The following is a 24,206-nucleotide window of genomic DNA, read 5'->3' on the forward strand; positions in this document are numbered from 1 at the left end:
AGGAACAAACGAATGCCGTCGACGGAACTGCTCATTGCGTTTTTCGCCACCACGGCGATTTTCGCCTACATCCCTGGTCCGGCCATGCTTTATGCCGCGGCGCAGACGATGGCGCGTGGGCGCTGGTCTGGGCTGACGGCGGCACTCGGCATTCATCTTGGCGGCTATGTGCATGTGTTTGCCGCTGCCGCCGGCCTGTCGGTGCTGTTCCACGCCGTGCCGCCGCTCTACATGGCGGTCAAGCTTGTCGGCGCGCTCTATCTGATTTGGCTCGGCATTTCGCTGTTCCGCAAGCGCGCGGACGGTGACACGACGCTGCCCGTCATCGAGCGGAAATCGGCGCGGCGTGCCTTTTTCGAAAGCATCACCGTCGAGGTGCTCAACCCGAAGACCGCGATCTTCTTCATGGCCTTCCTGCCGCAGTTCATCGATGCCTCGGCGGCGTTCCCGGTCTGGCTGCAATTCGTCGTGCTCGGCACCATCGTCAATTTGATGTTCTCCTCGGCCGACATCGTCTGCGTCTTCCTGGCCGGTCTCGTCATCGGCCGGCTGCGGCGTTCGAGCCGTGCACAGCGCCTCATGCAGCGCGCAGGCGGGGCCGTGCTGGTCGGACTGGGCGTCCACGTTGCCCTGCAGAAGAGCTGACCGCCGGACTATGTCCTGCCGTTGCGCTGCATGGATTTGCGGTATATCGGCAGGCATGAACGATCCGGCCCGTAAATTGACAATTTTCAGCACGACAGAGATCGGCCTTTCCCGCGCGTTGCCAGTGACATGATCAAGCACAACCCGCCTTCTCCCGAACCTTTGCACCGCGCGATCGCGCGTTTCGGCGACGTGACCGTTCTGGTGGTCGGCGACCTCATCCTCGACCGCTTCGTCAACGGCGTCATCGAGCGGATCTCGCCGGAAGCGCCCATCCCGGTGCTGCATGGGCGCGGCGAGGCCTCGGCCATGGGCGGCGCCGGCAATGTCGTGGCCAACATAGTCTCGCTTGGCGCGCGGGCCATCCCGGTTTCGGTGATCGGCACCGATGCGGCCGGCGACAGCCTGGTGCGGATGCTCAGCGAGCTTGGCGCCGAAACAATGGGGCTTTCGCAGCAGCGCGGCCGCATGACCTCGTCGAAGAGCCGCTTCAGCGCGCTCAACCAGCAGGTGCTGCGTTTCGACGAAGAAGAAATCAAGCCGCTCGACGACGACGAGCGGGCTGGTCTGGTCGGTCATTTCCGGGATGCACTCAAGCAGGCCGATATCGTTATCCTGTCCGACTACGGCAAGGGCATCCTGCTCGACGGCGTCGCCGGAGAACTGATCGCCATCTGCCGCGAGGCGGGAAAGCCGGTGCTGGTCGACCCGAAGGGCCGCGACTATGCCCGCTATGCCGGCGCGACCGCCATCACCCCTAACCGCAAGGAGCTTGGCGAGGCCGTCGGCCATGCGGTGTTCGCCGATGACGAGATCGTCGCGGCCGCACGTGAACTGATTTCCGCGCACGGCTTCGATTTCGTCGTCGCCACCCGCAGCGAAAAGGGCATGAGCGTGGTCGGCCCCGACGAGGCGCACCACATCGCCACCCAGGCGCGCGAAGTGTTCGACGTCTCGGGCGCCGGCGATACCGTGATCGCGACCTTCGCGCTGGCGCTGGCCGCCGGTGCCGATCCGGTCGCGGCGGCCTCGATCGCCAATGCCGCCGGCGGCGTCGTGGTGGGCAAGCGCGGCACCGCGCGGCTGACGGTCGAGGAACTCGCCGGCGCGCTGTTCCGCTCGCATGGACCGACCGCCCACAAGGACGCCATCCTCGATGCCGCATCGGCGGCGCGCATGGTCGCGGCCTGGAAGGCGGAGGGACTGAGCGTCGGCTTCACCAATGGCTGCTTCGACATCCTGCATGCCGGCCACGTCAGCCTCTTGCATGCCGCGCGCAGCCAGTGCGACCGGTTGGTGCTCGGCCTCAACAGCGATGCCTCGGTGCGGCGGCTAAAAGGGCCGGGGCGCCCGGTCAACGACCAGCATGACCGCGCCTGCGTGCTCGCGGCCCTTGCCTCGGTCGATGCCGTCGTGGTGTTCGAGGAGGACACGCCGCTGGCGCTGATCGAGGCGCTTCTGCCCGACATCCTGGTCAAGGGCGCGGATTATACGATCGACACCGTGGTCGGCGCCGATGTGGTGCAGAAGGCCGGCGGACGCGTGGTGCTGGTCGATCTCGTCGCCGGCAAGAGCACCACCGGCACCATCGGCAAGCTGCGTGCTGGCGCCACCACGAACTGAGGGTTCCATGTCTGAACTGAACGACTACCTGGTCCGCTCGGCGGCTGCGATCACGGCGATGGTCGAGCGCGACCTGACCGGCGAGATGGAGCGCGCGGCGAGCGCCGTGGTGACCGCGCTTTCAGCAGGCAAGGCCTTCCTGATCGCCGGCAATGGCGGCTCGGCCAGCGATGCCATCCACATCGCCGGCGAACTGGTCGGCCGCTTCCTCAAGGAGCGCAAGGCCTACAATGTCATCGCATTGCCGGCCAACGCCGCGGTGCTGACCGCCTGGGGCAATGACTACGGTTTCGACACGGTGTTTTCGCGCCAGGTCGAGGCGCATGGCGCGGCGGGCGGCGTGCTGCTCGCGATCTCGACCAGCGGCAATTCGCCGAGCATCCTCGCCGCCGCAGAACAGGCGCGGATGATGGACATGACGGTGATCGGCCTGACCGGCGACACCGGCGGCAAGTTGAAGCCGCTGTGCGACATCCTGCTCAACGTGCCCTCGACCTCGACGCCGATCATCCAGCAGGGACACCTGTGCCTCTACCACCATCTGTGCGAGGTGGTGGAAGCACGCCTGCACAATGGCTGACGCGGTAGCGTATCCGCTGACCGAACCGGGCTTGTGGGTCGAGCGCATCGGCGACCGGGTTTTCCCGGGACGCCCGCCGGCGCTGTTCCTGGACCGCGACGGCACCATCAACGTCGATACCGATTACCCCAGCGATCCGGCGGAGATCGTGCTGCGCGACGATATCGTGCCGGCGATCGCGGCCGCCAACCGCAACGGGATTCCGGTCGTCGTGGTCACCAACCAGTCGGGCATCGCGCGCGGCTATTTCGACTGGAGCGTCTTTGCGGCGGTGAACGGTCGCGTGCTCGACCTGTTGGGCGAGCGGGGCGTATTCGTCGACATGGTGCTTGCCTGCGCCTACCACGAGGCGGGCGTCGGGCCGCTCGCCGTATCGGATCATCCGATGCGCAAGCCCAATCCGGGCATGCTGGCCGAGGCGGGTAAACGTCTCGATCTCGATCTCCAGCGCTCCCTTATCGTCGGCGACAGGCTGGGCGACATGCAGGCCGGATGGCGCGCCGGCCTGGCGCAGGGATGGCTGGTGGACGGAGAGGCGGCGGCTTTGCCCGGCTTCGCCATCAGGCGCCTGCATGGCGGCGATGACCTCGGCGGTCTGCTCGCTGCCATTGAAACGCTCGGCCGGGACAAGGGGTCCTGATCCAGGCCTGACCGCTCACGTCTGATCGTCGCGCTCCGAGGCTTCGTAAAGCTTGGCCTCGGTGGCGAAGGAATAGATCATCACCGACATCGAGTAGACGAAGCCGTGCCGGCCGCACAGGAAGTAGCGCTTGGCGAGATAGAACTTCAGGAAGTTGCCGAACGGCGACAGCACCAGCCGCACCAGGCCGGGCTTCTTGCCCTTCTCGACCAGCGTTTTGGCCTTGAGGCCGGAGTAGCTGTTGGCCCGGGCAAGATCTTCCTCGACCGAGATCTCGCGGCGATGCAGCAGCACGCCGTTTTCGATGGTGCCGGTTTCGCCGGGCACACGGAAGGATTCATGCACTCGCGCGGAGAGGTCCATGGTGGCGCCCTCGCGCCGGAAGAGCCGCAGCAGCCTGTTGTGCAGCACCCAGCGATGCGCATAGCCGTAGCCCTTCAGCCAATCGCGGCGGCGGATGTACCAGCCGCCGATCTTGGTGTCGGCAGCCTGCGTGGCGGCCACGATCGACTGCCGCAGCCGGTCGTCGACGCGCTCGTCCGGGTCGATCGAAAGACACCAGGGCTGGTTGGCATGGTCGAGCGCGAATTGCCGCTGTCGGGGAAAGCCCGGCCAGTCATTGTGCAGCAGCGTTATCGGGTAACCCTTGACGATATAGCTTTCCACGCATTCGACGGTGCCATCGGTCGAGCCGGAATCGACGATGATGATCTCGGCGCAGAAATCGATGCTTTCCAGGCACGGGCCGATCATATCGGCCTCGTTCACGCAGATGATAAGCGCCGAGACCGGGCTTGCAAATCGAGTCATGGTCCCCTTCCCATGGCGGGCCGTCCCCGGAACAACACTGCTTGCGCTCTGTTCGAGCGTCAGTCGAGCGGCGAAGTCCGGCAAGCCGTCCAGCCTTGTACATCAGCGTCTGTCTGATACCAACGGGGCGCCGGTGTGGCGAAGGTAAGGAATTTGCCGGCGGACAGGCCTTCGCCCGGCCTCAGGGGCGCTCGAACGAGACCAAGCCCTCATCCTTGACCCGGCGGATGGTGAGGGCGGTGCGCACCGTGTCGACATTCGGCGTCGAGGTCAGTTCCTCGATGACGAAAGTCTGGAAGGCGCCGAGGTCGCTTGCCACGCAATGCAGCAGGAAGTCGGATTCGCCCGAGACCATCCAGGCGTCGCGCACGATCGGCCAGCCGCGCGTGCGCTCGGCAAAGATGCGCAGTTCAGCATCGGCCTGGTGATGCAGCCCGACCAGGCAGAAGGCGACCACGTCGAGGCCGAGCGCCGGGGCGTTGAGCAGAGCGCGGTAGCCTCGGATGATGCCGGCTTCCTCCAACCGCTTGACCCGGCGCAGGCAAGGCGGCGCCGAAATGCCGACGCGGTTCGACAGTTCGACGTTGGTCATGCGGCCGTCGTCCTGCAATTCGCGCAGGATCTTCCAGTCGATGGCGTCGAGGTCGGCCTTGAGCGGCATTGGAGGTCTCGATGATCAGAGTGGCGCAAGAATCTTTCGCGATTTTGTAATTAAACGACTTTTGTGTCGACGCCAGCCCTCATCAACGCGATTTTGGAACGGCAACGAAAAGCGGTCATCGCGCGAATATCCACATAGGCCGAAGCTTTCCGGGGACGACGGCCCGTTCGCCTTGCTGGCGTGGTTGGCAACCCTTACATTAAGCGCGACATTCCACGTCTTTTTCCAAGGCAACACTCCATTGTCTGCCCCGCAGAGGCTTCAAATGACCACCAAGCATGCGCCCGTTCTCATCATCGGTTCCGGCCCGGCCGGCTATACGGCGGCGGTCTATGCCGCACGCGCCATGCTGAAGCCGATGCTTGTCGCCGGCCTGCAGCAGGGCGGCCAGCTGATGATCACCACCGATGTCGAGAATTATCCGGGCTTCGCCGACCCTATCCAGGGGCCGTGGCTGATGGAGCAGATGCTCAAGCAGGCCGAGCATGTCGGCACCGACATCATCAACGATATCATCACCGAGGTCGACCTCAACGTGCGGCCGTTCCGCGCCAAGGGCGATTCCGGCACGACCTACACGGCCGACGCGCTGATCATCGCCACCGGTGCGCAAGCCAAGTGGCTGGGCATTCCGAGCGAGCAGGATTTCATGGGCTTCGGCGTCTCGGCCTGTGCCACCTGCGACGGCTTCTTCTATCGCGGCAAGGATGTCGCCGTGGTCGGCGGCGGCAATTCGGCGGTGGAGGAGGCGCTCTATCTGTCGAACCTCGCCAAGAGCGTGACGGTCATCCACAGGCGCAGCGACTTCCGCGCCGAGCGCATCCTGCGCGAGCGGCTGCTGAAGAAGGACAATGTCCGCGTCATCTGGGACACGATCGTCGACGAGGTCACCGGCCGCCCGGGCAAGACGCCGCTGCCGCCGTCGGTCGAAGGGCTGAAGCTCAAGCATGCGGTGACCGGTGCCGAAACGCACCTCAAGGTCGATGGCGTGTTCGTGGCGATCGGCCACGCACCGGCGGTCGAACTGTTCGCCGGCAAGCTGAAGCAGAAGCCGAACGGTTATCTGTGGACCGCGCCGGATTCGACCCGCACCGACGTGCCCGGCGTGTTCGCGGCCGGCGACGTGACCGACGATATCTATCGCCAGGCGGTGACGGCGGCGGGCCTCGGCTGCATGGCGGCGCTCGAGGCGGAAAAGTATCTGGCCGGTATCGAGGTGCATCGCGAAGCAGCGGAATAGGGGTCGCTGTAAAACTGTTAAAAAAGCGGCTTGGAAACGCCGTGCAAAAGCCTGATTTTTCATTCAGACGCCAAACAGAACGAGGGGTATCATGGCGTTGGACTGGGACAAGCTACGCGTGTTTCACGCAGCGGCGGAAGCGGGGTCGTTTACGCACGCGGCCGAGACATTGCACCTGTCGCAATCGGCGATCTCGCGGCAGGTCAGCGCGCTCGAGCATGATGTCGGCGTGCCGCTGTTCAACCGCCATGCACGCGGCCTGGTGCTGACCGAGCAAGGCGAGATGCTGTTCCGCACGGCGCATGACGTGCTGATGAAGCTCGAGACCATCAAGTCGCGGCTGACCGAGACCAAGGACCGTCCTTCCGGCGTGCTCAGGGTGACAACGACCGTTGGCCTCGGCGCCGGCTGGCTGACCGAGCGGGTGCAGGAATTCATCGAGCTCTATCCCGAAATCAGCCTGCAGCTGATCCTCGCCAACGAGGAGCTCGATCTCACCATGCGCCAGGCCGACTGCGCCATCCGGCTGCGTCAGCCGCAGCAGCCGGATCTGATCCAGCGCCGCCTGTTCACCGTGCATTTCCACCTCTACGCCGCCCCTTCCTATGTCGCCAAGCATGGCAAGCCAGCCTCGGTCGCGGAGCTCAGGACCCATCGCATCGTCACCTTCGGCCTGCCGGTGCCTTCGCATCTGTCGGAGCTGAACTGGCTGGAGACGGTGGGCGATTTCGAGGGCGGCCAGCGTGTACCCTCGCTGCAGATCAACGACATCCTGTCGATCAAGCGGGCCGTGCAGGGCGGTGCTGGCATCGCCATGCTGCCGGACTATGTGATCAGCAAGGACTCCGGCTTGGTGCAATTGCTGCCGGAGACCGAGGTGCCGTCCTTCGACACCTATTTCGCCTATCCAGACGCGATGAAGAACCAGGCCAAGCTGCACGTGTTCCGGGATTTCATCATCGCCAAGGCCAGAAGCTGGTCTTTTTAGGATATGCCGATATTCAGGTGAGGCCGGCCTGCGAACGAGAGCTTCCTGCGCTTCCGGTACTCACGGACGGAAAGTCCGCTCCGTTCCGGTTCTCGGAAGCTGCCGTTCTCGGCTCGGCCTGACCTGAATCTCGACATATCCTCTGCGGCGCTGCGTCCGCAAGCCGGCTCACCCCCGCCAGGGTGTGAGGCGCGGCAGCCAGCCGGGCACGTTGCGGCGGTAGGTCTCGTATTCTGCGCCATAACGACGGCTGAGCGTCGGCTCCTCGTAGAGCCTGACGAAGGCGCCCATGATGACCGCGCCGACGGCGGCATAGGCGACAAGCGTCCAGCTCGAGAACAGCAGCGCCTGGCCGAGGATGATCGACAGCACCGCGACATACATCGGGTTGCGGACGTGGCGGTAGATGCCGCCGATCACCAGCTTTTCGGTCGGCGCGACCGGTGCTGGTGTCCCCAGCCTCCAGCGCGGCGAGGATCAGGACCCCAGCCGGCAAGCACAAAGCCCGGCATCGCTGACCAAGGCAGGCCCCAGCGATCGCTGAGCAGCCACGGGATCAGACCGGCGACCACGCCAGGTGCCGCAATCAGGAAAATAGCGCTGCCGGCAATCGCCGTGAACGTACGCATTGGCTGGCTCCTCCCGATTGCCTTAGAAATGAACGCCTGCTGCTCACTTCCACGTCATTGCGCGGTTTTGGCATTTCGCGGCGAAAACCGATCGCTATTCGCGATTCCGGTGTGACAATGGCCCGATCGCGCGCTGCAATTCGACGATTCCACTGGTCCTATTGGCGTCGGGAGCGGGTTAGACCACAGCCTGCGTCTTTTTGCATGCGTGTGTTGCAAAATAGATGCTTGTTTCTTGGGCATGATGAGCACATATATAGATCATCTCCTGGGCGCGTTCTCCTCCCATTAGCGCCCTCGAGTGTTCCCCTCTGGAGGTTAGCCTTAACAGGCACTTCCATCAAACTCAGCCGGATCTTCATTGATCCGGCTTTTTTGTTGCCCAGATGCCCCCCAGGGCGGCTGAGAATTTCACCTGAATTGCCGCGTAACAGTGTCATGTAACCTCTGGTAACATGACAAGGGCATCCTCCATCTGCTATGTAGACCATAGGACGCGGTGTGGTTCGGACGGGAGATGGGGGCATCACTCGAACGACCCGGGCTCAGGCGGCTACCGCGTCCGAACCTTTTTGCCGAAGCTCGGCGACTGCATATGCGGCGGACCTGCCGTTTCTCCTCCCAAGAAAACGGTCCGCAAAACAAAACGGCGTCCGGCTCCCCGGGCGTCGTTTTTTATTTCCGCCCCCTCGAATTTCGAGGGGGCGTTATATCAGGATGGAAATCACGCGGCCTTGCCGTTGGCATTCATCGCCTCGTCCGCGAGGCGGCCGGTGAGGTCGGCCATGTGGTCGAAGACGGCGCGATAGCTGGCAACGCCCGCGGTTGCCGAGCGCAACTCGATGATCAGGTCGCCGATCTCGGCCTGCGGCATGGTCGCCTCGACGACATCCCATCCCGGCCAGTCGGGCCGCGCGTCATAACCGAGGATCTGGCCGCGGCGTTGCGGGATCAGCGCGATGATCTTCGACGTCGCGTCGGACGGGGTGACGATCTCGACCTTCATCACCGGTTCCAGAAGCACCGGCGAGCAGGCGGCCATGCCTTCCTTCATCGCCAGCTTCGCCGCCATCTGGAAGGCCATGTCGGAGGAATCGACCGCATGGTAGGAGCCGTCAGAGAGGTTGACGGCGACATCGACGACGGGGAAGCCAAGCGGGCCGGACTTCAGGTAGTCGCGCACACCGGTCTCCACCGACTGGATGTAGGTCTTCGGCACCACGCCGCCAGTGATGGTGTCAGTGAACTGGAAGCCCGAGCCGCGCGGCAGCGGCTTGATCTCGATCACCACATCGCCGAATTGGCCATGGCCGCCCGACTGCTTCTTGTGGCGGCCGCGCTGCTGCACCGATTTGCGGATCGTCTCGCGGTAGGGCACCGCCGGCGCATGGCCTTCGACCGGAATCTGGTTCTTGCCCTCGAGCCGCTCGCGCACGACGCGCAGATGCATCTCGCCATGGCCGGACAGTACGGTCTCGGCCGAGTCCTGGTTGTGGCGCAGGTTGAGCGAGGGATCCTCCTCGGCCAGGCGCTGGATGGCCGCCGACATCTTCACCTCGTCCTTGCGCTCTTTGGGGCGCAGCGCGAAGGCGAAGACCGGTTGCGGCGGTTCGACATTGAACAGCTGCTTGATGCCGCCCTTGGCCGAGGTCAGCGTCTGGCCGGTCTTGACCTCGTCCAGCTTGCCGAGCGCGACCGTGTCGCCGGCCCTGGCGGCGGTGAGCTTGAACTGATCCTTGCCGAGCATCCGATAGATGCCGGAGACCTTGGCGGTGCCGCCGCCGGGGAGCCAGAGTTCGGAGCCGTCGGCAACCTGGCCTGACAGGATGCGCGACACCGACAGCTTGCCGCCATGCGGCGTGTGAATGGTCTTCATCACCTGGGCCACGGTGGCGCTGCCATCCGGTGCGCCGAGCCGCTTGCGGGTCGCCTCGATGTCGGGCGCGTCGTGGCGGATCGTCTTCAGCAGGCGCAGCACGCCATTGCCCTTCTCGGCGGTACCGATCAGCACCGGCGTCACCGCGCCGTCGCGCAGATCGGCCGAGAGGTCGTCGAAGATCGCGTCCTTCGGCGGCTCGATCTCCTCGAGCAGCTGTTCCATCAACTGGTCGTCATGGTCGGCGAGCGTCTCCAGCATGGAGAAGCGCGCTTCCAGCTCGCGCGCCTTGTCGTCACCCGGTATCTCGGCCACCTCGCTCTCGGCATATTCGCGGTAGATGTAGGCGCGCTCCAGCGCCAGGTCGATCGAGCCGATGACGACGCCGTCCTTGCGCAGCGGAATCTGGCGCAGCAGGAGCGGTACCGAACTGGCCGGCTGCAACATCTTCAGCGTGTCGCGCACGCCCGATATCGCCTTGTCGACCTTGTTGAGGAACAGGAGGCGCGGCACGCCGAGATCGTCGAGCTTGCGCATGATCAATTGCAGGGCGGGGATCTTCTTTTCATCGGCCTCGGCCACGACCACGGCGAGGTCGCAGGCGGCCAGCACCGGTTCGGCCTCGAAGGAGAATTCGATCGAGCCGGGGCAGTCGACAAAGGTGATCTGCTCGCCCATGAATTCGGTGGTGGCGATCGTCGCCTCGACGCTCATGGCGTGGGCACGCGCCTCCGGCGAATGGTCGGAAACGGTGTTGCCGGAAGAAACGGGATTTTGTCGGGGAATGGCGCCCGTACGGGCCAATATGGCTTCGAGAAGTGTCGTCTTACCGCTTGCGAAGGGACCGACTATGGCAATGCATTTCGGTCCCGTGCGTCGTCCTCCGGCGCGAGTACCCATGACTGACCTCCACTCAGGCGTTTCCCGTAGGACCGACTGGCATGCATGGTTCAGGCGTGGTCAATCGGTCCTGAGCGGCGGCCGGCCTGTTCGACCGTCGCGGGCGGGGTTCTTTTGGTTTCACCACCTGCCCGAAAGCATCGTCCCACTTGTTTGCCGGCAGGGCAAGAAAAATAGGAATCAGCCGCTGCGTCAGGTGCTCTTGCGCCGGCGCGGCAAACGGCCGGTTGCGCCTCGGAAGATATCGGCCGAGAATGCACCCGCCTCGAATGAGAGACGGCGTTTGCCGTCGGTCGCTTCACCACCGGTCCTGGGATTAGACGATGAAGATCATTGCTTGCGGCAGCGTACCCACCATCATTGCACCCGAAAAGTACTTCACCGGCCGGGTTCTGCAGACGCCGATCATCGAGAAGGAGGAACCGGCGCGGCTGAGGGCGACACTGGTCAGTTTCGAGCCGGGTGCTCGCACATACTGGCACACACATCCGCTCGGCCAGACGCTCTACGTCACCTCGGGTGCCGGCCTTGCCCAGACTTGGGGCGGACCGGTCCAGGAGTTCAGGGCAGGCGACGTCATCTCGTTCGCGCCCGGCGAGAAGCACTGGCATGGCGCGGCGCCGAAATCGGCAATGACGCATATCGCCATGCAGGAAGCGCTCGATGGCGTCCACGCCGACTGGCTGGAAGCGGTGACCGCCGAGCAGTATGGCGGCTGAGTGCCGAGCCGGGCTCACAAAAAACCCGGCGTGGAGCCGGGTTTCCGTTGGCTGCGACGATGCGCCTGATCAGGTCAGCGATGCGGTGAAGCGCTGAATGCGCGTGCAGGCTTCCTCCAGGAGGGCATCCGAGGTGGCGTAGGAGATGCGGAAGTTCGGGCCGAGGCCGAAGGCCGAGCCGAACACCACCGCCACGCCCTCGGCCTCGAGCAGTTCCGAGCAGAAGGCTTCGTCGGTGTCGATCACCTTGCCGGCCTTGGTCTTCTTGCCGATCAGCTGCGCGCAGGACGGATAGACGTAGAAAGCGCCTTCCGGGGATGGGCAAGAAATGCCGCGTGCCTGGTTGAGCATCGAGACGACAAGATCGCGCCTGCCCTGGAAGATCGCCTTGTTTTTGGCGATGAAGTCCTGCGGGCCGTTGAGCGCTTCGACCGAGGCCCATTGCGCGATGGTGCAGGCGCCCGATGTCTGCTGGCCCTGGATCATGTCCATCGCCTTTATCAGCTGGATTGGGCCGGCCGCGTAGCCGATGCGCCAGCCGGTCATGGCATAGGCTTTCGATACGCCGTTCATGGTCAGCGTGCGCTCATAGAGCTTCGGCTCGACCTCGGCGAGGGTCTTGAAGACGAAGTCGCCATAGGTCAGGTGCTCGTACATGTCGTCGGTCAGCGTCCAGACATGCGGGTGCTCGAGCAGCACGTCGGCCAGCGCGCGCAGTTCAGCTTCGGTGTAGGCCGCGCCCGACGGGTTCGACGGCGAGTTCATCAACAGCCATTTGGTCTTCGGCGTGATCGCCTTCTCCAGCACTTGCGGGGTCAGCTTGAAGCCGTTTTCGATCGAGGTGTCGGCAAACACCGACGTGCCGCCGCAGATCGCCACCATTTCCGGGTAGCTGACCCAGTAGGGGCGCGGGATGATGACTTCGTCGCCGGGGTTCAGCGTCGCCATGAAAGCGTTGAACAGGATTTGCTTGCCGCCGGTGCCGACGATGGTCTGCTCGGGCTTGTAGTCGAGATTGTTCTCGCGCTTGAACTTTTTCGCGATCGCCTCGCGCAGCGGCACGATGCCCGAAACCGGCGGATACTTGGTCTCGCCACGCCGGATCGCCTCGATCGCCGCATTCTTGATGTTGTCGGGCGTGTCGAAATCCGGTTCGCCGGCGCCGAGGCCGATGATGTCACGGCCGGCATTTTTCAGCTCGCGGGCTTTCTGCGTCACTGCGATGGTGGCGGAAGGCTTCACGCGGGAAAGGGTGTCGGCAAGAAAGGCCATGACCTTTTGTCTCTCCTGAGAGGATCGGCGCGGCCAGGAGCGGCCGCGGCGCTTCTCATGTCGCATCATTCCGCGCAGTGCAAGCTTTCTTGGCTGTGCCAGGTGGGTCGCGCGGTCAATGAGCTGTGATTGGGAGCCATGATCGGGCGCCGTGATCGGCAACAATAAATTTATTAACGGGCGGTAGAGGCTTGCGTGACAGGATCGCAATCCAATTGCGGAGCGAGGAACCGTGTCGCGCAGCGTCGGGCTTGCCCATATCATCCGTCATGATGACGGCACCTCTACCGGTGTCTGGGGCATTTATACGCTGCAAAGTGCCTTCCAGCCGATCTTCGCCTTCAAGGAGGGCAAGCTGTCGGTCACCGCCTTCGAGGGGCTGATCCGGCCGTTTCGCGATGGCGAGCCGCAATCGCCGATGAGCTTCTTTTCGACTTGTCCGGCCGCCGACCGCCTGCATGTCGAAGCGCTTACCAGGACGCTGCATCTCCTGAACGCCGGCGCCTGCCTGCCGCAGGAGGCATCGATCTTCATCAATTTCGACCCGTCGGTGTTCACCGAGCGGGCGATCGCCGACAATGCCTTGCGCGAAATGCGGCTGGTGCTGCACGAGGCCGGCATCGACCCGGGCCGCGTCGTTTGCGAGGTGACGGAACAGAGGTCGGCGTCGCAGGAGACCCTGCACAGCTTCGTGGCGGCGCTCAAGGGCAACGGCTTTCGCATTGCGGTGGACGATTATGGCGCTGATGAGTCCGACATCGGCCGGATCAAGGAATTGAAGCCCGACATCGTCAAGTTCGATGCGCAGTGGATCACGCAGCTGATGGAGTCCGGTGCCGGCTTCGCGCTGCTGACCACGATGGTGAAAAGCTTCGAGGAGCAAGGCATCCGCACCGTGTTCGAGGGCATCGAGGAAAGATGGCAGCTGGAGCTTGCCGAGAAGTCGGGAGCGTCGATGATCCAGGGCTATGTGCTGGCACGGCCCGAGCTGGCACCGACCAGCTTTCGCGTCTTCGGCAAAGTCCCGCCGGAACCCGTCTCCGCCGCCGAGACCGTGCCTGTCGCGTCGCCCGTTCGGCAAACGGCGCGACCGGTCAAAGCCTTCGGGCGCAGGGTCGCGCCATGAGGCCCGAACGGCGCCGCAATGTCGGCGATGCGATCTTCGTCGACGAGGTCGGCATCGAATTCGGCGTTTATGGCGACTTTCGTCTGCGCAGCGCCTATCAGCCGATTTTCGCCCCGCGCGGCGACACCCTGCACCCGGTGGCGGTCGAAGGCCTGATCGAGCCGCACCGCGCCGGCCGGCCAGGGTCGCCACGGGTGTTCTTTGAAGGCGTTGCCGCACCGGACCGGCTGTTTGTCGAGACCATGTGCCGGGTGCTGCATCTTCGGAATTTTCACAATATCGGCGTCGACCGGCTCGATCTGTTCTTCAACTACAATCCGCTGGTCAACGATCATGCCGGGCGGGCGCTGGCCGAGATCCGGCTGATGAGCAGGCATCTGGGCGAACTCGGCCTCGCTCCTCGCATGCTGGTCTGCGAAATCACCGAACAGGCGGCGGACGATGCGCTGCTTGCCCGGCTGGCGCGCGAGATGCGGCGCGACGGCATTCGCATCGCCATCGACGATTTCGGCACCGGCCACTCGACCGAGGGGCGGGTGAGTCTGCTCAAGCCCGACATCGTCAAGATCGACGGCGGTTGGTTCGCGCAGTTCTGCCGCCATGCCGCAGCCGAACGCTTCTTCCGCCCGCTGGTATCCAGCCTGCACGACCGCGGCGCCAAGGTCCTGGTCGAAGGCATCGAGCAATCCATCCATCTGCGCGTCGCGCTCGAAGCCGGCGTCGATCTGCTGCAGGGCTTTCTTCTGGCCCGGCCGGCGCTGGCCGGCACCGTCTTCGAGGAAGCGCCGCTCGTGATCGACGCGCTGCTGGGCCTCGACAACAAGATCGTGCCGCTCTTTGCCAGGACGTTGCATCAGCGGCGCTGATGGTCGCGCCAAAACAAATCATTGGTTGAGGACGCCGCCGCTGCGATAATCGCCTCTGCAAGGCAGCGCTCGGGGAACGGCAATGATACTTTACAGCATGATCGACAGCGGCAACTGCTACAAGCCGCGCCTGCTGATGGCCAAGCTCGGCCTCGGCTTCACCACGGTCGAGGTGAGTTCGCATACGGGCGACACGCGAAAAGCCGATTTCGTCGCCAAGAATCCGAACGCCATGGTGCCGCTGCTCGAACTCGACGATGGCCGGCGGCTGGCCGAGTCCAACGCCATCCTGCTCTACCTCGCCGAAGGCACGCGCTTCCTTCCGGCGGACAAGTATGAGCGCGGGCTCGCCTATCAGTGGCTGTTCTTCGAGCAATACAGCCACGAGCCCTACATCGCCGTGCGCAAGGCGCTGTTGACCTTTCCCGAAAGGGCCGCGGATGCTACGCCCGAACGGCTGGCGGTGACATTGGAGCGCGGCAACAAGGCGCTTGGCGTGATGAACAGATATCTGGAAAACAACGCCTTCTTCGCCGGCAGCGCCTTCAGCGTCGCCGACATCGCGCTCTATGCCTACACGCACACGGCGGAGCAGGGCGGCTTCCAGCTCGACGTCTATCCGGCGGTGGCGGCCTGGCTGAGGCGGGTGGAAGCAGATCCGGGGCATGTGCCGGTCGGGTGGGTGGGGTAGCCTTCTCCTCTTGAAGGAGGGGCTATTTCAACAGATGGTCGTAATCGGCGTGGGTGCCGATCCAGAACCAGATCACATCTTCATTGTTGCGTATGGCAACAGCCCGGTAGTTTTCGTCAACTCGCGCCGACCAATAGCGACCGACCTGTTTGAAATGCAGTGAGGGATGAAAAGGATCGCAACGCAGTCGGGCAAAACGCCTGTCCGCCTTTGCTCTGATTGACGATGGCAGTTTTTCATAAGCCTCCCAGAACGATGGAGAGGCGACGTGGTTCACAGAGGCCGCGTCCGACCAGCGCGATGGTCAGCCAGCGCCTGTTCGGCAAGCCTGTCCAAACGGCCCGCCTTCGCGTCGGCTTCCATCTGCCGGTCCCACATATCCGCCTGGAGCGCCTCGAACCAGGCGGCAAACGCCTTCAGTTCCTCGGGGCTCAGTTCGGCGACGGATTTTTCGATCTGCTCAAGTTTGGTCATGGCCGAATGATACCACTAGTGGGCCAAAAGTACCACCGGTGGGACTATTGCGCCGGCTGCGGCACCCAACCCCAGACAGCAAAAAGGCGGGATAAATCCCGCCTTCCGTGCTTGGTAGCCTGATTGGGAGCGTCCAGTCCGGGCTGGCAGCTATCTGCTGATCCAGTCTGTCGGGTCTTTCCGCTCCGGCGCGCTTCTCGCGCGACCGTCAGTACATCCGTGACTTGCCGCGCGCCCCGAGCTCTCGCCCGGCGCGCGCCATTCGCAAAATCAGGCTGCCTTGCTCAGAGATCCAGCGGACGACTTGCCAGTGCGGCGGTCCTGCTCGATCTCGAAGTTGATCTTCTGGCCTTCGACCAGGGTCGACAGGCCAGCACGCTCGACTGCGGAGATGTGGACGAAAACGTCCGCGCCGCCCGCGTCAGGCTGGATGAAGCCGAAGCCCTTGGTGGCGTTGAACCACTTGACCGTTCCAGTTGCCATAAAAATAGTCCTTGCATTTGCTTTGGTTTGACCAGACCGAGGTCCAGCCGGTGTGCATCGAGATTTTGGAGATAGACGTCAGCAAACGCGAAGATCGCGAGGCCCGGATCGATCGGCCGAAATATCAATGGGCCTGATATAGGCTGCTTTCCGACGAAAAACAAGACTGCGTGAAAAAGCCGTGATCGAGGGGCCGCCCAACGGCCGCCCCAATCTGGTGAAACCGTTGCGGCAGATCGCGCTGTCGGAGGATGGCGGATCGGGGGAGAGGACCATGAAAACCATTCTGCTTGCCGCCTGCCTGACGCTGGTGGCCGCCGAGGCGCAGGCGATCTCGCGCTACGACCCGACGCATATGAGCTGCGGCAAGGTCCAGTCGACGATCGCGCGGCAGGGCGCCGTCATCCTGCGCTATCAGTCGGCACGCGTGCCGGGGCTGCCGCTCTACGACCGCTATGTGCAAAGCCAGCAGTTCTGCACCATGGGCGAGGTGAGGACGCGTGCCTATGTGCCGAGCGCCGACACCAAGTCCTGTCCGGTCTACAACTGCAAGCGGCCGGACAATGAAAGGCGTTTCCGGCGGCGATTCTTCCACAACGACTAGGCCGCTCATCGACTGCAGCGGAGGCTTTCTCAGTTGTTCAACCTGCGCCGCTCGGCGGCATGCGCTTTCATTCGCGAATCTGTTCCATGAGCATGGACACGAACCGCGTCACCTTTTGCGGGCGAAAGCGTGCGGCCGGGTAGACCACGTGAATGCCGCCGGAGGGCAGCGCCCAGTCAGACAGCATATGGACGAGACGACCCTGCGATAGATAGTCGGCGATCAGATAGTCCGGCAGAACCGCCAGCCCGCCGCCGGCGAGCGTCGCTTCCAGGACGGCCGGTGTCGAGTTGATGGAGAACGTCTCGCGCATGGTGACCGTCCGCGGCTCGACATCGCCTCGGGTGAAGCTCCAGGTGAACGGCTTGCGAAGGACGGAATTGGCGACGAGCGGCAAGGAAGCAAGATCTTCCGGTTCGTCCACCGTGACCTTGGCGGCAAAATCCCGTGAAGCGACGAGGATCTGCCGGAAGGTGCCGATGCGGCGCGCCTGCAGGCTGGAATCTTCCAGCCAACCGACCCGGATGGACAGGTCCATCTTGCTGCCGATCAAATCAATTATGGCATCGGAAATGAACAGTTCGACGCCGCAGGCTGGAAATTCCTGTCGAAAGCGGGCGGCGATCGGGGCCAGCACGATCGCGCCATAGTCATTGGACGCCGAAACGCGCAGCACACCCGCCACTTCGGTGTTGCCCTCTGCGACCTCGGCGACTGCCTCTTCAACGTCCCGCAGGATCATGACGCAACGTGCATGCAGAAGGCGGCCTGCTTCGGTCGGCTCGAGCCTTCGCGTCGTGCGCACGAGAAGCGTGGTCTGCAGTTCGGCTTCAAGGCGGGCGACCTGTTGGCTGACGACGGCCTTCGTGATGCCAAGCCGCTCGGCTGCCCGGGTAAACGAGCCCGCGTCGATGACGGTGGCAAAATAGGCGAGGCGGTTGAGGTTGATCGGTTCCATGGGACGCCTTCGATTTATTGTAAGCTGATGGCATACAGTCTGTATTATTATAGATAATTTATCAATTAATCCAACGGGGCTACCTTCCGATCTGTCCTTTCATCAGCGGCGGACCCGCGGATGCCACCGCCACCCGATCCCATTCCATTCAAAGGAGCTATTCGATGTTTACGAGGAGACAGATCATGAAGACGTCGTTGGCCCTCGGCGCAACCGCCGTCTTCGCATCCGCGGAGCGCGGCCAGGCCGCCGGCAGCAAACTCGACTGGAAACATTTCCCGGCGGGTCCGAACGGCTTCTTCCGCGCGCCGGTGCTGCTGTCTGGACCGAGCGAGGCCCTGTTGATCGATGGCGGCTTCACCTATCCGGACGGCAAAGCGCTCGCCGAGGCCATCAAGGCCACAGGCAAGAAGCTGACCACCATCTATGTCAGCCAGTCCGATCCCGATTATTACTTCGGCCTGAAGCCGGTGCGGGAAGCCTTCCCGGAGGCAAAGGTGATCGCTGCTTCAGCCACGCTCGAAGCCATCAAGGACAGCGTGGAGAAGAAGCTCGCGGTCTGGGGCCCGCAATTGAAGGAAAATGGCCCTCAGGCGCTGACCGACATCGTCTTGCCCGAGGCTTTCGACGGCCCAACGCTCACGATCGACGGCGAGACGATCGAGATCGTCAATGCCGAAGAAGGACTAGCCAATCGCCGGTACCTGTTCGTGCCGTCGCTCAATGCCGTGTTCGGCGGCGTGATGATCTTCGCGGGTGTTCATGTCTGGACCGCCGACACGCAGACCAAGGAAAGCCGTGCCGCCTGGGTCAAGACGCTGGATGCGGTTGCAGCGCGCTACCCCGCCGTCGTGGTGCCGGGCCATATGACCCCCGATGCCGCGACCGGTCCTTCGGCGGTGGAATTCACCAAATCTTATCTCCTCGCCTTCGAGGGCGAGCTGAACAAGGCGGCCGACAGCGCAGCGCTAAAGGCAGCCATGGAGGCCCGCTTTCCAGGTCTCGGCATGGGCGTTGCCCTCGATATCGGATCCAAGGTCGCCAAGGGCGAGATGAAGTGGGGCTGACATGGCACCGACCCTCGATCTGATCCGCCGGACTATCGAGGGAACTTCCGAGGAGAACGGCGGCGATCTTGCGGCCGTTCTTTCCCCGACATCGAATGAACCGAAGCGGAGGGGAGGCATCCCCCTATGCTGGCCCGTGCCGTCGTCGAGGTGCCCTTCGCTCACCTACAAATTGCGGGACGGCGGGATCATTGGAATGCCCAATGCTCCGCCTCATCTGAAATCCACACAATCCAAGGAGCCATACATGTTGCGCCTTAGATCCTTCGCGGCGGCCGCTTTCGCCGTCGTGGTCCTCACCGTCGCCGCACATGCGGGAAACGCCAAGCCGGCCAAGGAGGCGGTTCGGCAACATCAACTGATCCAGGAAAACAGGGCGCTTGTCCTGAAGGCCTATCAAGCGCTGTTCGGCGACCATGACCTCAGCGCGCTCGATCGCTATTGGGCGGACAAGTATATCCAGCACAACCCGACGATGACCGACGGCCGAGACTCAGTCAAAAAGCTTCTCGAAAGCATGGGTGTTGCGAATTGGCCAAAACAAAAGGTGGACTTCAAGCGGGTGATCGCCGAAGGCGACCTTGTCATGACGGAGGTCGTCCAGCCGAAGACGGGCGACATGGCGGAGACTGTCATCGTGGATATTTTCCGCGTCGAGGATGGCAAGATCGCCGAGCATTGGGACGTGATGCAGCCGGTGCCGGCCAATCCGACGAACAAGCGACCAATGTACTGATCCAGCCCCTTGCGTGCTGCCTTGGCCGCCGGTTCAGAACCCGAACGAGACCTGCGCCGGTGGCGGCGGGCCGACGCGCACGCCTTCCATGGCCAGCATCCTTTCCTTGGTGATCGAGCCGCCGGGTGCCGAGAAGCCGCCGATCTTGCCGCCGGCGGCCAGGATGCGGTGGCAGGGGATGACCAGCGGCACCGGATTGGCGCCAAGGGCGGCACCCGTTTCGCGCGGCAGGCCGGCATGGCCGGCGCGCTTGGCGAGTTCGCCATAGGTGGTGGTTTGCCCATAGCTGAGCTTTCGCGCCGCGTCGTAGATGGCGAGGCGGAAATCGTCGACGCCGTCGAGATCGACGGGTACGCCGGTGAAATCGACGTCCTCGCCTGTGGTATATGCCTTGATCGAAGCGATCAGGTCGACCACCCATGGTGGCTGGGCCGTGGAGGCGGAAACGCCGGGATGGCGCATCAGCCGCCGCTCCACCGCTTCGCGGCTGCGTTCGGGCAGGCAGAGCCGGATCAGGCCCTTTTCGCTCCAGGCGATGCCCATGAAACCGATCACTGTTTCTAACACTGCGTGGCCGGCTGTGATCGAAGATGGCGTTTCCATGATGCGCTCCTTTCCGCAAAGCGGCGAAATCCGGGATTCCTGCCAGTACATATCAGGAACAATATGGCATCACCGCCTGCGCCTCGCCACCCGAAAACCACCTGATCGCCCTGATTGCCGGTGCTGAATCGCTGGTGTAAGGGATTTCTTAACACCCGACGAACCGGACCCGAGCGCGGCTTGCCAGCAAAACTGAACCTTATCGCGATCGGCGTGATCGTCGCCGCTGCCGGCCTTAGCGGCTGCACGTCGACCTCGCAGATGAAGGCGGCGCCATCCCTGACCGAAACCGCTGAAGTTGCCGGCAGCGATGCAGGCTTCACGGTACCGTTGCCGGATAAGGTTTCGGTGCTGCCGCAATCCTCTGGCATCGCGCCCGTTCAGGCAGCCGAACTGACGCCTGACCCGGCCGCGCCGGGTCTCGATCCCGCTGCCCAGCCGGCTGCGGCGACCGCTGCCTTTGCCGGAGCGACGCCAACCGCGCCGGCCATACCCGCAGTGATGACCGCCAATGCCTGGCAGGCGCCGCCGCCCACCAAGGCCGGTCAAGCGGCCAAGGCGGCGGAGACATACACGACCGCAGGGCTCATCGTGCCCGCAGTCGCCAAGGGTGGCCTGAAAACCATGCCCGGCGTGCAGCAGGTGGCCTATGTCGTGCCGCAGAATCCGGCTGCCCTGGTGCAGTTCCCGTCCGCGCCGGTCGATCCGGCCGCTCCGGCGCAGGAAGAGCACACAGGCATGCGCGGTGACGTCGACCGGCTGATCGTCAAATACGCCGCCCTTTACCAGGTGCCGGTGGATCTGGTGCGCCACGTCGTCAACCGCGAAAGCACCTTCAATCCCAAGGCCTACAACAACGGCCATTGGGGCCTGATGCAGATCAAGCACGCGACGGCCCGCGGCATGGGCTATGACGGACCGGCCAAGGGCCTGTTCGATGCCGAGACCAATCTCAAATACGCGGTCAAATATCTGCGTGGCGCCTGGCTGGTGTCGGACGGCAACGCCAAGAAGGCCGACTGGCTCTACCAGACCGGCTATTATTTCGACGCCAAGCGCAAGGGCCTGCTCGAGGCGACGGGCCTCGGCACCGACCGCAAGCGGCAGCGCCTGCAGCCCGACGCCTGAGCGCGATGCCTGAACCGCGCCCGCCGGCCCTGAACGACATCCGGCTGCGCAAGATCCTCGACGAGATGCTCGTTGTACCGCACTGGCCGGAGGGTTTCACCATGCGCTCGTTTGAGCCCGGTGACGCGCTGCCCCTGCATGCGCTGCTCGGCGACGTGTTCGACGACGGCGCCGACGGCCCGTTCGACGAATGGTGGCCGCGCATATCCGGTGATCCCGAATTCGACCCCGCGCTTTGTTTCCTCGTCATCGACGCCAAGGGCCGGCTGGCGGCGGCGGCGCTTTGCTGGACGCGTGCTTTCGTCAAGGATCTCGCCGTCCATTCCGAGGCGCGCGGCCGGGGCATAGCGGAAGCACTGATGTGGCACGTCTTCTCCGCCTTTCGCGATCGCGGCGCCGACCATGTCGACCTCAAGACCAACACGGTCGAGAACGCCGCCGCCGTTCGGCTCTATGAGCGGCTGGGGATGATGCCTGTCGCCTGGGAGGGGTAGCTTCCGAGCGTGCCGATCAGCCCGATCGCTGGTTGGTCCGATCGCTGGTCATCCGCGATGACTCGGGAACCCAAAGCGTCGCTTTGCATTCATTGAACGGTGGGGCCTGACGAACTGCCGGCGTATCCGCGTCGTCAGATCGCATGGAGAACCCCATCGTGAAGCTTTTCCATGCATTTCTGGCGTTGGCGGTCACCGTCATGCTGGGAACGGTCCCTGTGCGTGCCGTCGAATTGTCGATCGTGTCGGGCGACACCGGCAACGGCATCAAGGTGCTGCGCGAGATCCTCGACCGCTACGAGAAAGAAAGCGGCAACAAGGTCTCCATCGTCGTCATGCCGTCGTCCGGGACCGACCAGTTCGGCCAGTACCGGCTGTGGCTTGCCGCCGGAAACAGCGACATCGACATCTACCAGACCGATGTCATCTGGGCGCCGCAGCTCGCCAGCCAGCTCGTGGATTTGACCGCGGCGACGCGGGATGTCGTGGGTGCGCATTTCCCCTCGATCATCCAGTCGCAGACCGTCAACGGCAAGCTCGTCGCCCTGCCGATCTTCACCGATGCCCCGGCGCTCTACTACCGCAGGGATCTCCTCGACAAGTACGGCGCCAAGGTGCCGGCCACCTGGAAGGAGCTGGGCGATACCGCGAAGCTGGTGATGGACAAGGAACGTGCCTCCGGCAATCGGGATATCTGGGGCTTCGTCTTCCAGGGCAATGCCTATGAGGGGCTGACCTGCAACGCGCTCGAATGGGTGATGTCGAATGGCGGCGGCCAGATCATCGAGCCGGACGGCACTGTCTCCATCAACAACCGACAAGCGGCAGCGGCGCTCGACATGGCCAAGGGCTGGATCGGGACCATCTCGCCGCCCGGCGTGCTTGCCTACCAGGAAGAGGAATCGCGCGGCGTCTGGCAGACAGGCAACGCCGTCTTCATGCGCAACTGGCCCTATGCCTATGCGCTTGGCAACGGCGAGGGGTCGCCGATCAAGGGCAAGTTCGACGTGGCGCCACTGCCAGCCGGCACGGGCGAAGGCGCACGGCCGGTCGCGACGCTCGGCGGCTGGAACCTCGCGGTGTCCAAATATTCAAAGCATCCGGACGCGGCGATCGAGCTGGTCAAGTTCATCGCCTCGCCGGCGATGCAGAAATACCGCACGCTGAAGACATCCAACCTGCCGACCATCCAGGCGCTCTATGACGATGCCGACATTGCCAGGCAACAGCCGATCGTTCCGCACTGGAAGCAGATATTTCTCAATGCCGTGCCGCGTCCCTCGTCCGCGACAGGGATCAAGTACAACGAGGCATCGAGCCAGTTCTGGAATGCCGTTCACAACACGCTGTCGGGCGACGGCGCCGCCGCTGACAATCTGGCCGATCTCGAAGCGACGCTGACCAGGCTGAAGGGCCGCGGCTGGTGAGCGCGGAGCCGGCAGGCGCCAGCCAGGCGGGGCGTCCGCGCTCGCGGCTGATGGCACAGCGCGTTCGCTCGGCGTGGCTGTTCCTGGCGCCGATGCTTCTGGTGCTGGCCGCCGCGGCCGGCTGGCCGCTTGCCCGCACGGTCTATTTCAGCTTCACCGACGCCTCGCTGGCCGATCTCGACGCGCGCCAGTGGGTCGGCTTCGCCAACTATTTCTCGGTGTTCAGCATGCCGAGCGGCCGCGTCCTCTATGACGGCCTGCTGGTCGATCCGGTGTGGTGGCGCGCCGTCTGGAACACGGTGCGCTTCGCGGCTATTTCGGTGAGCTGCGAGACGATCCTCGGCATGATCGTGGCGCTGGTGCTCAATGCCGAATTTCCGGGCCGCGGCGTCGTCAGGGCGGCGATCCTGATCCCCTGGGCGATCCCGACCATCGTCTCGGCCAAGATGTGGCAGTGGATGCTGAACGACCAGTTCGGCATCATCAATGTCGTGCTCATCAATTTCGGCCTGATCGACGGCAAAATCGCCTGGACGGCCACTGCTGAAACCGCAATGGCGGCGGTATTGATCGTCGACATCTGGAAGTCGACGCCGTTCATGACACTGCTGATCCTGGCCGCATTGCAGATGCTGCCGCGCGAGATCATCGAGGTGGCGAAGCTCGACGGCGCCAATCCCTGGCAGATCTTCTGGCGGGTAACCTTGCCGCTGATCCGCCCGGCGGTGATGGTGGCCGTCATTTTCCGCGCCCTCGATGCGCTGCGCATCTTCGACCTGATCTATGTGCTGACGCCCAACAATGTGCACACCAAGTCGATGTCGGTGTTCGCCCGCGAGAACCTGTTCGAGTTCGACAAGTTCGCCTATGGCTCGGCCGCCTCGACGCTGCTCTTCCTGATCCTGGCTCTGCTCACCATCGCCACCATCCGGATCGGCCGCGTCAGCCTGGATGGAGGCCGCTGAG

General features: G+C 63.7%; 26 protein-coding genes and 1 pseudogene. 17 read left to right on the forward strand and 10 right to left on the reverse strand.

Annotated elements, in window-relative coordinates:
- Window positions 1-12 precede the first annotated feature (12 nt).
- The 4 genes from MESOP_RS11830 to gmhB all read left to right on the forward strand — a co-directional run bounded on the left by MESOP_RS11830 (window position 13) and on the right by gmhB (window position 3,488).
- Window positions 13-645, forward strand: a complete 633-nt coding sequence (locus MESOP_RS11830; RefSeq protein ID WP_013893571.1) for a LysE family translocator — start codon at window positions 13-15, stop codon at window positions 643-645.
- Window positions 646-774: 129 nt separating this feature from the next.
- Window positions 775-2,268: a D-glycero-beta-D-manno-heptose-7-phosphate kinase gene (gene rfaE1 / locus MESOP_RS11835; protein ID WP_013893572.1), complete on the forward strand. Its 1,494-nt coding sequence runs from the start codon at window positions 775-777 to the stop codon at window positions 2,266-2,268.
- Window positions 2,269-2,275: 7 nt separating this feature from the next.
- Window positions 2,276-2,848 (forward strand): D-sedoheptulose-7-phosphate isomerase, encoded by a 573-nt coding sequence (locus MESOP_RS11840; protein ID WP_013893573.1) that lies wholly within the window; start codon window positions 2,276-2,278, stop codon window positions 2,846-2,848.
- On the forward strand, window positions 2,841-3,488 hold the full coding sequence (gene gmhB, locus MESOP_RS11845; protein WP_013893574.1) for a D-glycero-beta-D-manno-heptose 1,7-bisphosphate 7-phosphatase: 648 nt from the start codon (window positions 2,841-2,843) through the stop codon (window positions 3,486-3,488). The genes MESOP_RS11840 and gmhB overlap by 8 nt, the downstream gene beginning before the upstream one ends.
- Before the next feature lie 15 nt (window positions 3,489-3,503).
- On the opposite strand, the gene MESOP_RS11850 is transcribed toward gmhB, so the two are convergent.
- Entirely contained in the window at window positions 3,504-4,298 is a 795-nt protein-coding gene (locus tag MESOP_RS11850) for a glycosyltransferase family 2 protein (protein WP_013893575.1), read from the reverse strand.
- A gap of 181 nt (window positions 4,299-4,479) precedes the next feature.
- Complete coding sequence (locus tag MESOP_RS11855; RefSeq protein ID WP_013893576.1) at window positions 4,480-4,959, reverse strand: Lrp/AsnC family transcriptional regulator; 480 nt, start codon at window positions 4,957-4,959, stop codon at window positions 4,480-4,482.
- Between the two features lie 265 nt (window positions 4,960-5,224).
- Between MESOP_RS11855 and trxB the strand changes: the two genes are divergently transcribed.
- Window positions 5,225-6,199 carry a thioredoxin-disulfide reductase gene (trxB, locus tag MESOP_RS11860; protein WP_013893577.1) on the forward strand — a complete coding sequence of 325 codons (975 nt, stop codon included), beginning with the start codon at window positions 5,225-5,227 and terminating at the stop codon, window positions 6,197-6,199.
- Between the two features lie 91 nt (window positions 6,200-6,290).
- On the forward strand, window positions 6,291-7,187 hold the full coding sequence (locus MESOP_RS11865; RefSeq protein ID WP_013893578.1) for a LysR family transcriptional regulator: 897 nt from the start codon (window positions 6,291-6,293) through the stop codon (window positions 7,185-7,187).
- Window positions 7,188-7,355: 168 nt separating this feature from the next.
- On the opposite strand, the pseudogene MESOP_RS36740 reads toward MESOP_RS11865, so the two are convergent.
- Window positions 7,356-7,816 (reverse strand): annotated as a pseudogene (locus MESOP_RS36740) (methyltransferase family protein).
- 724 nt (window positions 7,817-8,540) lie between these two features.
- Entirely contained in the window at window positions 8,541-10,592 is a 2,052-nt protein-coding gene (locus MESOP_RS11875; RefSeq protein WP_013893579.1) for an elongation factor G, read from the reverse strand.
- Between the two features lie 323 nt (window positions 10,593-10,915).
- Here MESOP_RS11875 and MESOP_RS11880 point away from each other — a divergent pair, with 323 nt between their 5' ends.
- On the forward strand, window positions 10,916-11,311 hold the full coding sequence (locus MESOP_RS11880) for a (R)-mandelonitrile lyase (RefSeq protein WP_013893580.1): 396 nt from the start codon (window positions 10,916-10,918) through the stop codon (window positions 11,309-11,311).
- 69 nt (window positions 11,312-11,380) lie between these two features.
- Here the strand turns inward: MESOP_RS11880 and MESOP_RS11885 are convergent, their stop codons facing one another.
- Window positions 11,381-12,583 carry a pyridoxal phosphate-dependent aminotransferase gene (locus MESOP_RS11885; RefSeq protein WP_013893581.1) on the reverse strand — a complete coding sequence of 401 codons (1,203 nt, stop codon included), beginning with the start codon at window positions 12,581-12,583 and terminating at the stop codon, window positions 11,381-11,383.
- Between the two features lie 232 nt (window positions 12,584-12,815).
- Between MESOP_RS11885 and MESOP_RS11890 the strand changes: the two genes are divergently transcribed.
- From MESOP_RS11890 to MESOP_RS11900, 3 genes are all read left to right on the forward strand, one after another.
- A complete protein-coding gene (locus MESOP_RS11890; protein WP_013893582.1) occupies window positions 12,816-13,709 on the forward strand; it encodes an EAL domain-containing protein in 894 nt (297 codons plus the stop codon).
- A complete protein-coding gene (locus MESOP_RS11895; protein WP_013893583.1) occupies window positions 13,706-14,575 on the forward strand; it encodes an EAL domain-containing protein in 870 nt (289 codons plus the stop codon). Before MESOP_RS11890 ends, MESOP_RS11895 begins: the two co-directional genes overlap by 4 nt.
- 82 nt (window positions 14,576-14,657) lie before the next feature.
- Entirely contained in the window at window positions 14,658-15,266 is a 609-nt protein-coding gene (locus tag MESOP_RS11900; protein ID WP_013893584.1) for a glutathione S-transferase family protein, read from the forward strand.
- 22 nt (window positions 15,267-15,288) lie between these two features.
- Here the strand turns inward: MESOP_RS11900 and MESOP_RS11905 are convergent, their stop codons facing one another.
- The 3 genes from MESOP_RS11905 to MESOP_RS11915 all read right to left on the reverse strand — a co-directional run bounded on the left by MESOP_RS11905 (window position 15,289) and on the right by MESOP_RS11915 (window position 16,223).
- Window positions 15,289-15,543, reverse strand: a complete 255-nt coding sequence (locus tag MESOP_RS11905) for a type II toxin-antitoxin system RelE family toxin (RefSeq protein ID WP_013893585.1) — start codon at window positions 15,541-15,543, stop codon at window positions 15,289-15,291.
- Window positions 15,540-15,740 carry a hypothetical protein gene (locus MESOP_RS11910; protein ID WP_013530089.1) on the reverse strand — a complete coding sequence of 67 codons (201 nt, stop codon included), beginning with the start codon at window positions 15,738-15,740 and terminating at the stop codon, window positions 15,540-15,542. Before MESOP_RS11910 ends, MESOP_RS11905 begins: the two co-directional genes overlap by 4 nt.
- 270 nt (window positions 15,741-16,010) lie before the next feature.
- Window positions 16,011-16,223 (reverse strand): cold-shock protein, encoded by a 213-nt coding sequence (locus MESOP_RS11915; protein WP_010910991.1) that lies wholly within the window; start codon window positions 16,221-16,223, stop codon window positions 16,011-16,013.
- Between the two features lie 274 nt (window positions 16,224-16,497).
- Here MESOP_RS11915 and MESOP_RS11920 point away from each other — a divergent pair, with 274 nt between their 5' ends.
- On the forward strand, window positions 16,498-16,827 hold the full coding sequence (locus MESOP_RS11920) for a hypothetical protein (RefSeq protein ID WP_041164629.1): 330 nt from the start codon (window positions 16,498-16,500) through the stop codon (window positions 16,825-16,827).
- 67 nt (window positions 16,828-16,894) lie between these two features.
- Here MESOP_RS11920 and MESOP_RS11925 read toward each other — a convergent pair whose 3' ends face one another.
- Window positions 16,895-17,785: a LysR family transcriptional regulator gene (locus MESOP_RS11925; RefSeq protein WP_013893587.1), complete on the reverse strand. Its 891-nt coding sequence runs from the start codon at window positions 17,783-17,785 to the stop codon at window positions 16,895-16,897.
- A gap of 164 nt (window positions 17,786-17,949) precedes the next feature.
- Between MESOP_RS11925 and MESOP_RS11930 the strand changes: the two genes are divergently transcribed.
- Window positions 17,950-18,852, forward strand: coding sequence for an MBL fold metallo-hydrolase (locus MESOP_RS11930; protein ID WP_013893588.1), 903 nt, complete (start codon window positions 17,950-17,952; stop codon window positions 18,850-18,852).
- Between the two features lies 1 nt (window position 18,853).
- Window positions 18,854-19,588, forward strand: a complete 735-nt coding sequence (locus MESOP_RS11935; protein WP_224728908.1) for a nuclear transport factor 2 family protein — start codon at window positions 18,854-18,856, stop codon at window positions 19,586-19,588.
- A gap of 33 nt (window positions 19,589-19,621) precedes the next feature.
- Here the strand turns inward: MESOP_RS11935 and MESOP_RS11940 are convergent, their stop codons facing one another.
- On the reverse strand, window positions 19,622-20,191 hold the full coding sequence (locus MESOP_RS11940) for a methylated-DNA--[protein]-cysteine S-methyltransferase (protein ID WP_013893590.1): 570 nt from the start codon (window positions 20,189-20,191) through the stop codon (window positions 19,622-19,624).
- Window positions 20,192-20,371: 180 nt separating this feature from the next.
- Here MESOP_RS11940 and MESOP_RS11945 point away from each other — a divergent pair, with 180 nt between their 5' ends.
- The 4 genes from MESOP_RS11945 (at window position 20,372) to MESOP_RS11960 (ending at window position 24,205) form a co-directional block, all read left to right on the forward strand.
- The gene (locus MESOP_RS11945; RefSeq protein ID WP_013893591.1) at window positions 20,372-21,319 is read left to right on the forward strand and encodes a lytic transglycosylase domain-containing protein; all 948 of its coding nucleotides are present in this window, start codon (window positions 20,372-20,374) and stop codon (window positions 21,317-21,319) included.
- Between the two features lie 5 nt (window positions 21,320-21,324).
- Window positions 21,325-21,813 carry a GNAT family N-acetyltransferase gene (locus tag MESOP_RS11950; RefSeq protein WP_013893592.1) on the forward strand — a complete coding sequence of 163 codons (489 nt, stop codon included), beginning with the start codon at window positions 21,325-21,327 and terminating at the stop codon, window positions 21,811-21,813.
- Between the two features lie 158 nt (window positions 21,814-21,971).
- Window positions 21,972-23,240: an ABC transporter substrate-binding protein gene (locus MESOP_RS11955; protein WP_013893593.1), complete on the forward strand. Its 1,269-nt coding sequence runs from the start codon at window positions 21,972-21,974 to the stop codon at window positions 23,238-23,240.
- A 50-nt stretch (window positions 23,241-23,290) separates the two neighbouring features.
- A complete protein-coding gene (locus MESOP_RS11960) occupies window positions 23,291-24,205 on the forward strand; it encodes a carbohydrate ABC transporter permease (RefSeq protein ID WP_049802450.1) in 915 nt (304 codons plus the stop codon).
- Window position 24,206: the final 1 nt, after the last annotated feature.

It is taken from the genome of Mesorhizobium opportunistum WSM2075 (assembly GCF_000176035.2).
Taxonomy (GTDB): domain Bacteria; phylum Pseudomonadota; class Alphaproteobacteria; order Rhizobiales; family Rhizobiaceae; genus Mesorhizobium; species Mesorhizobium opportunistum.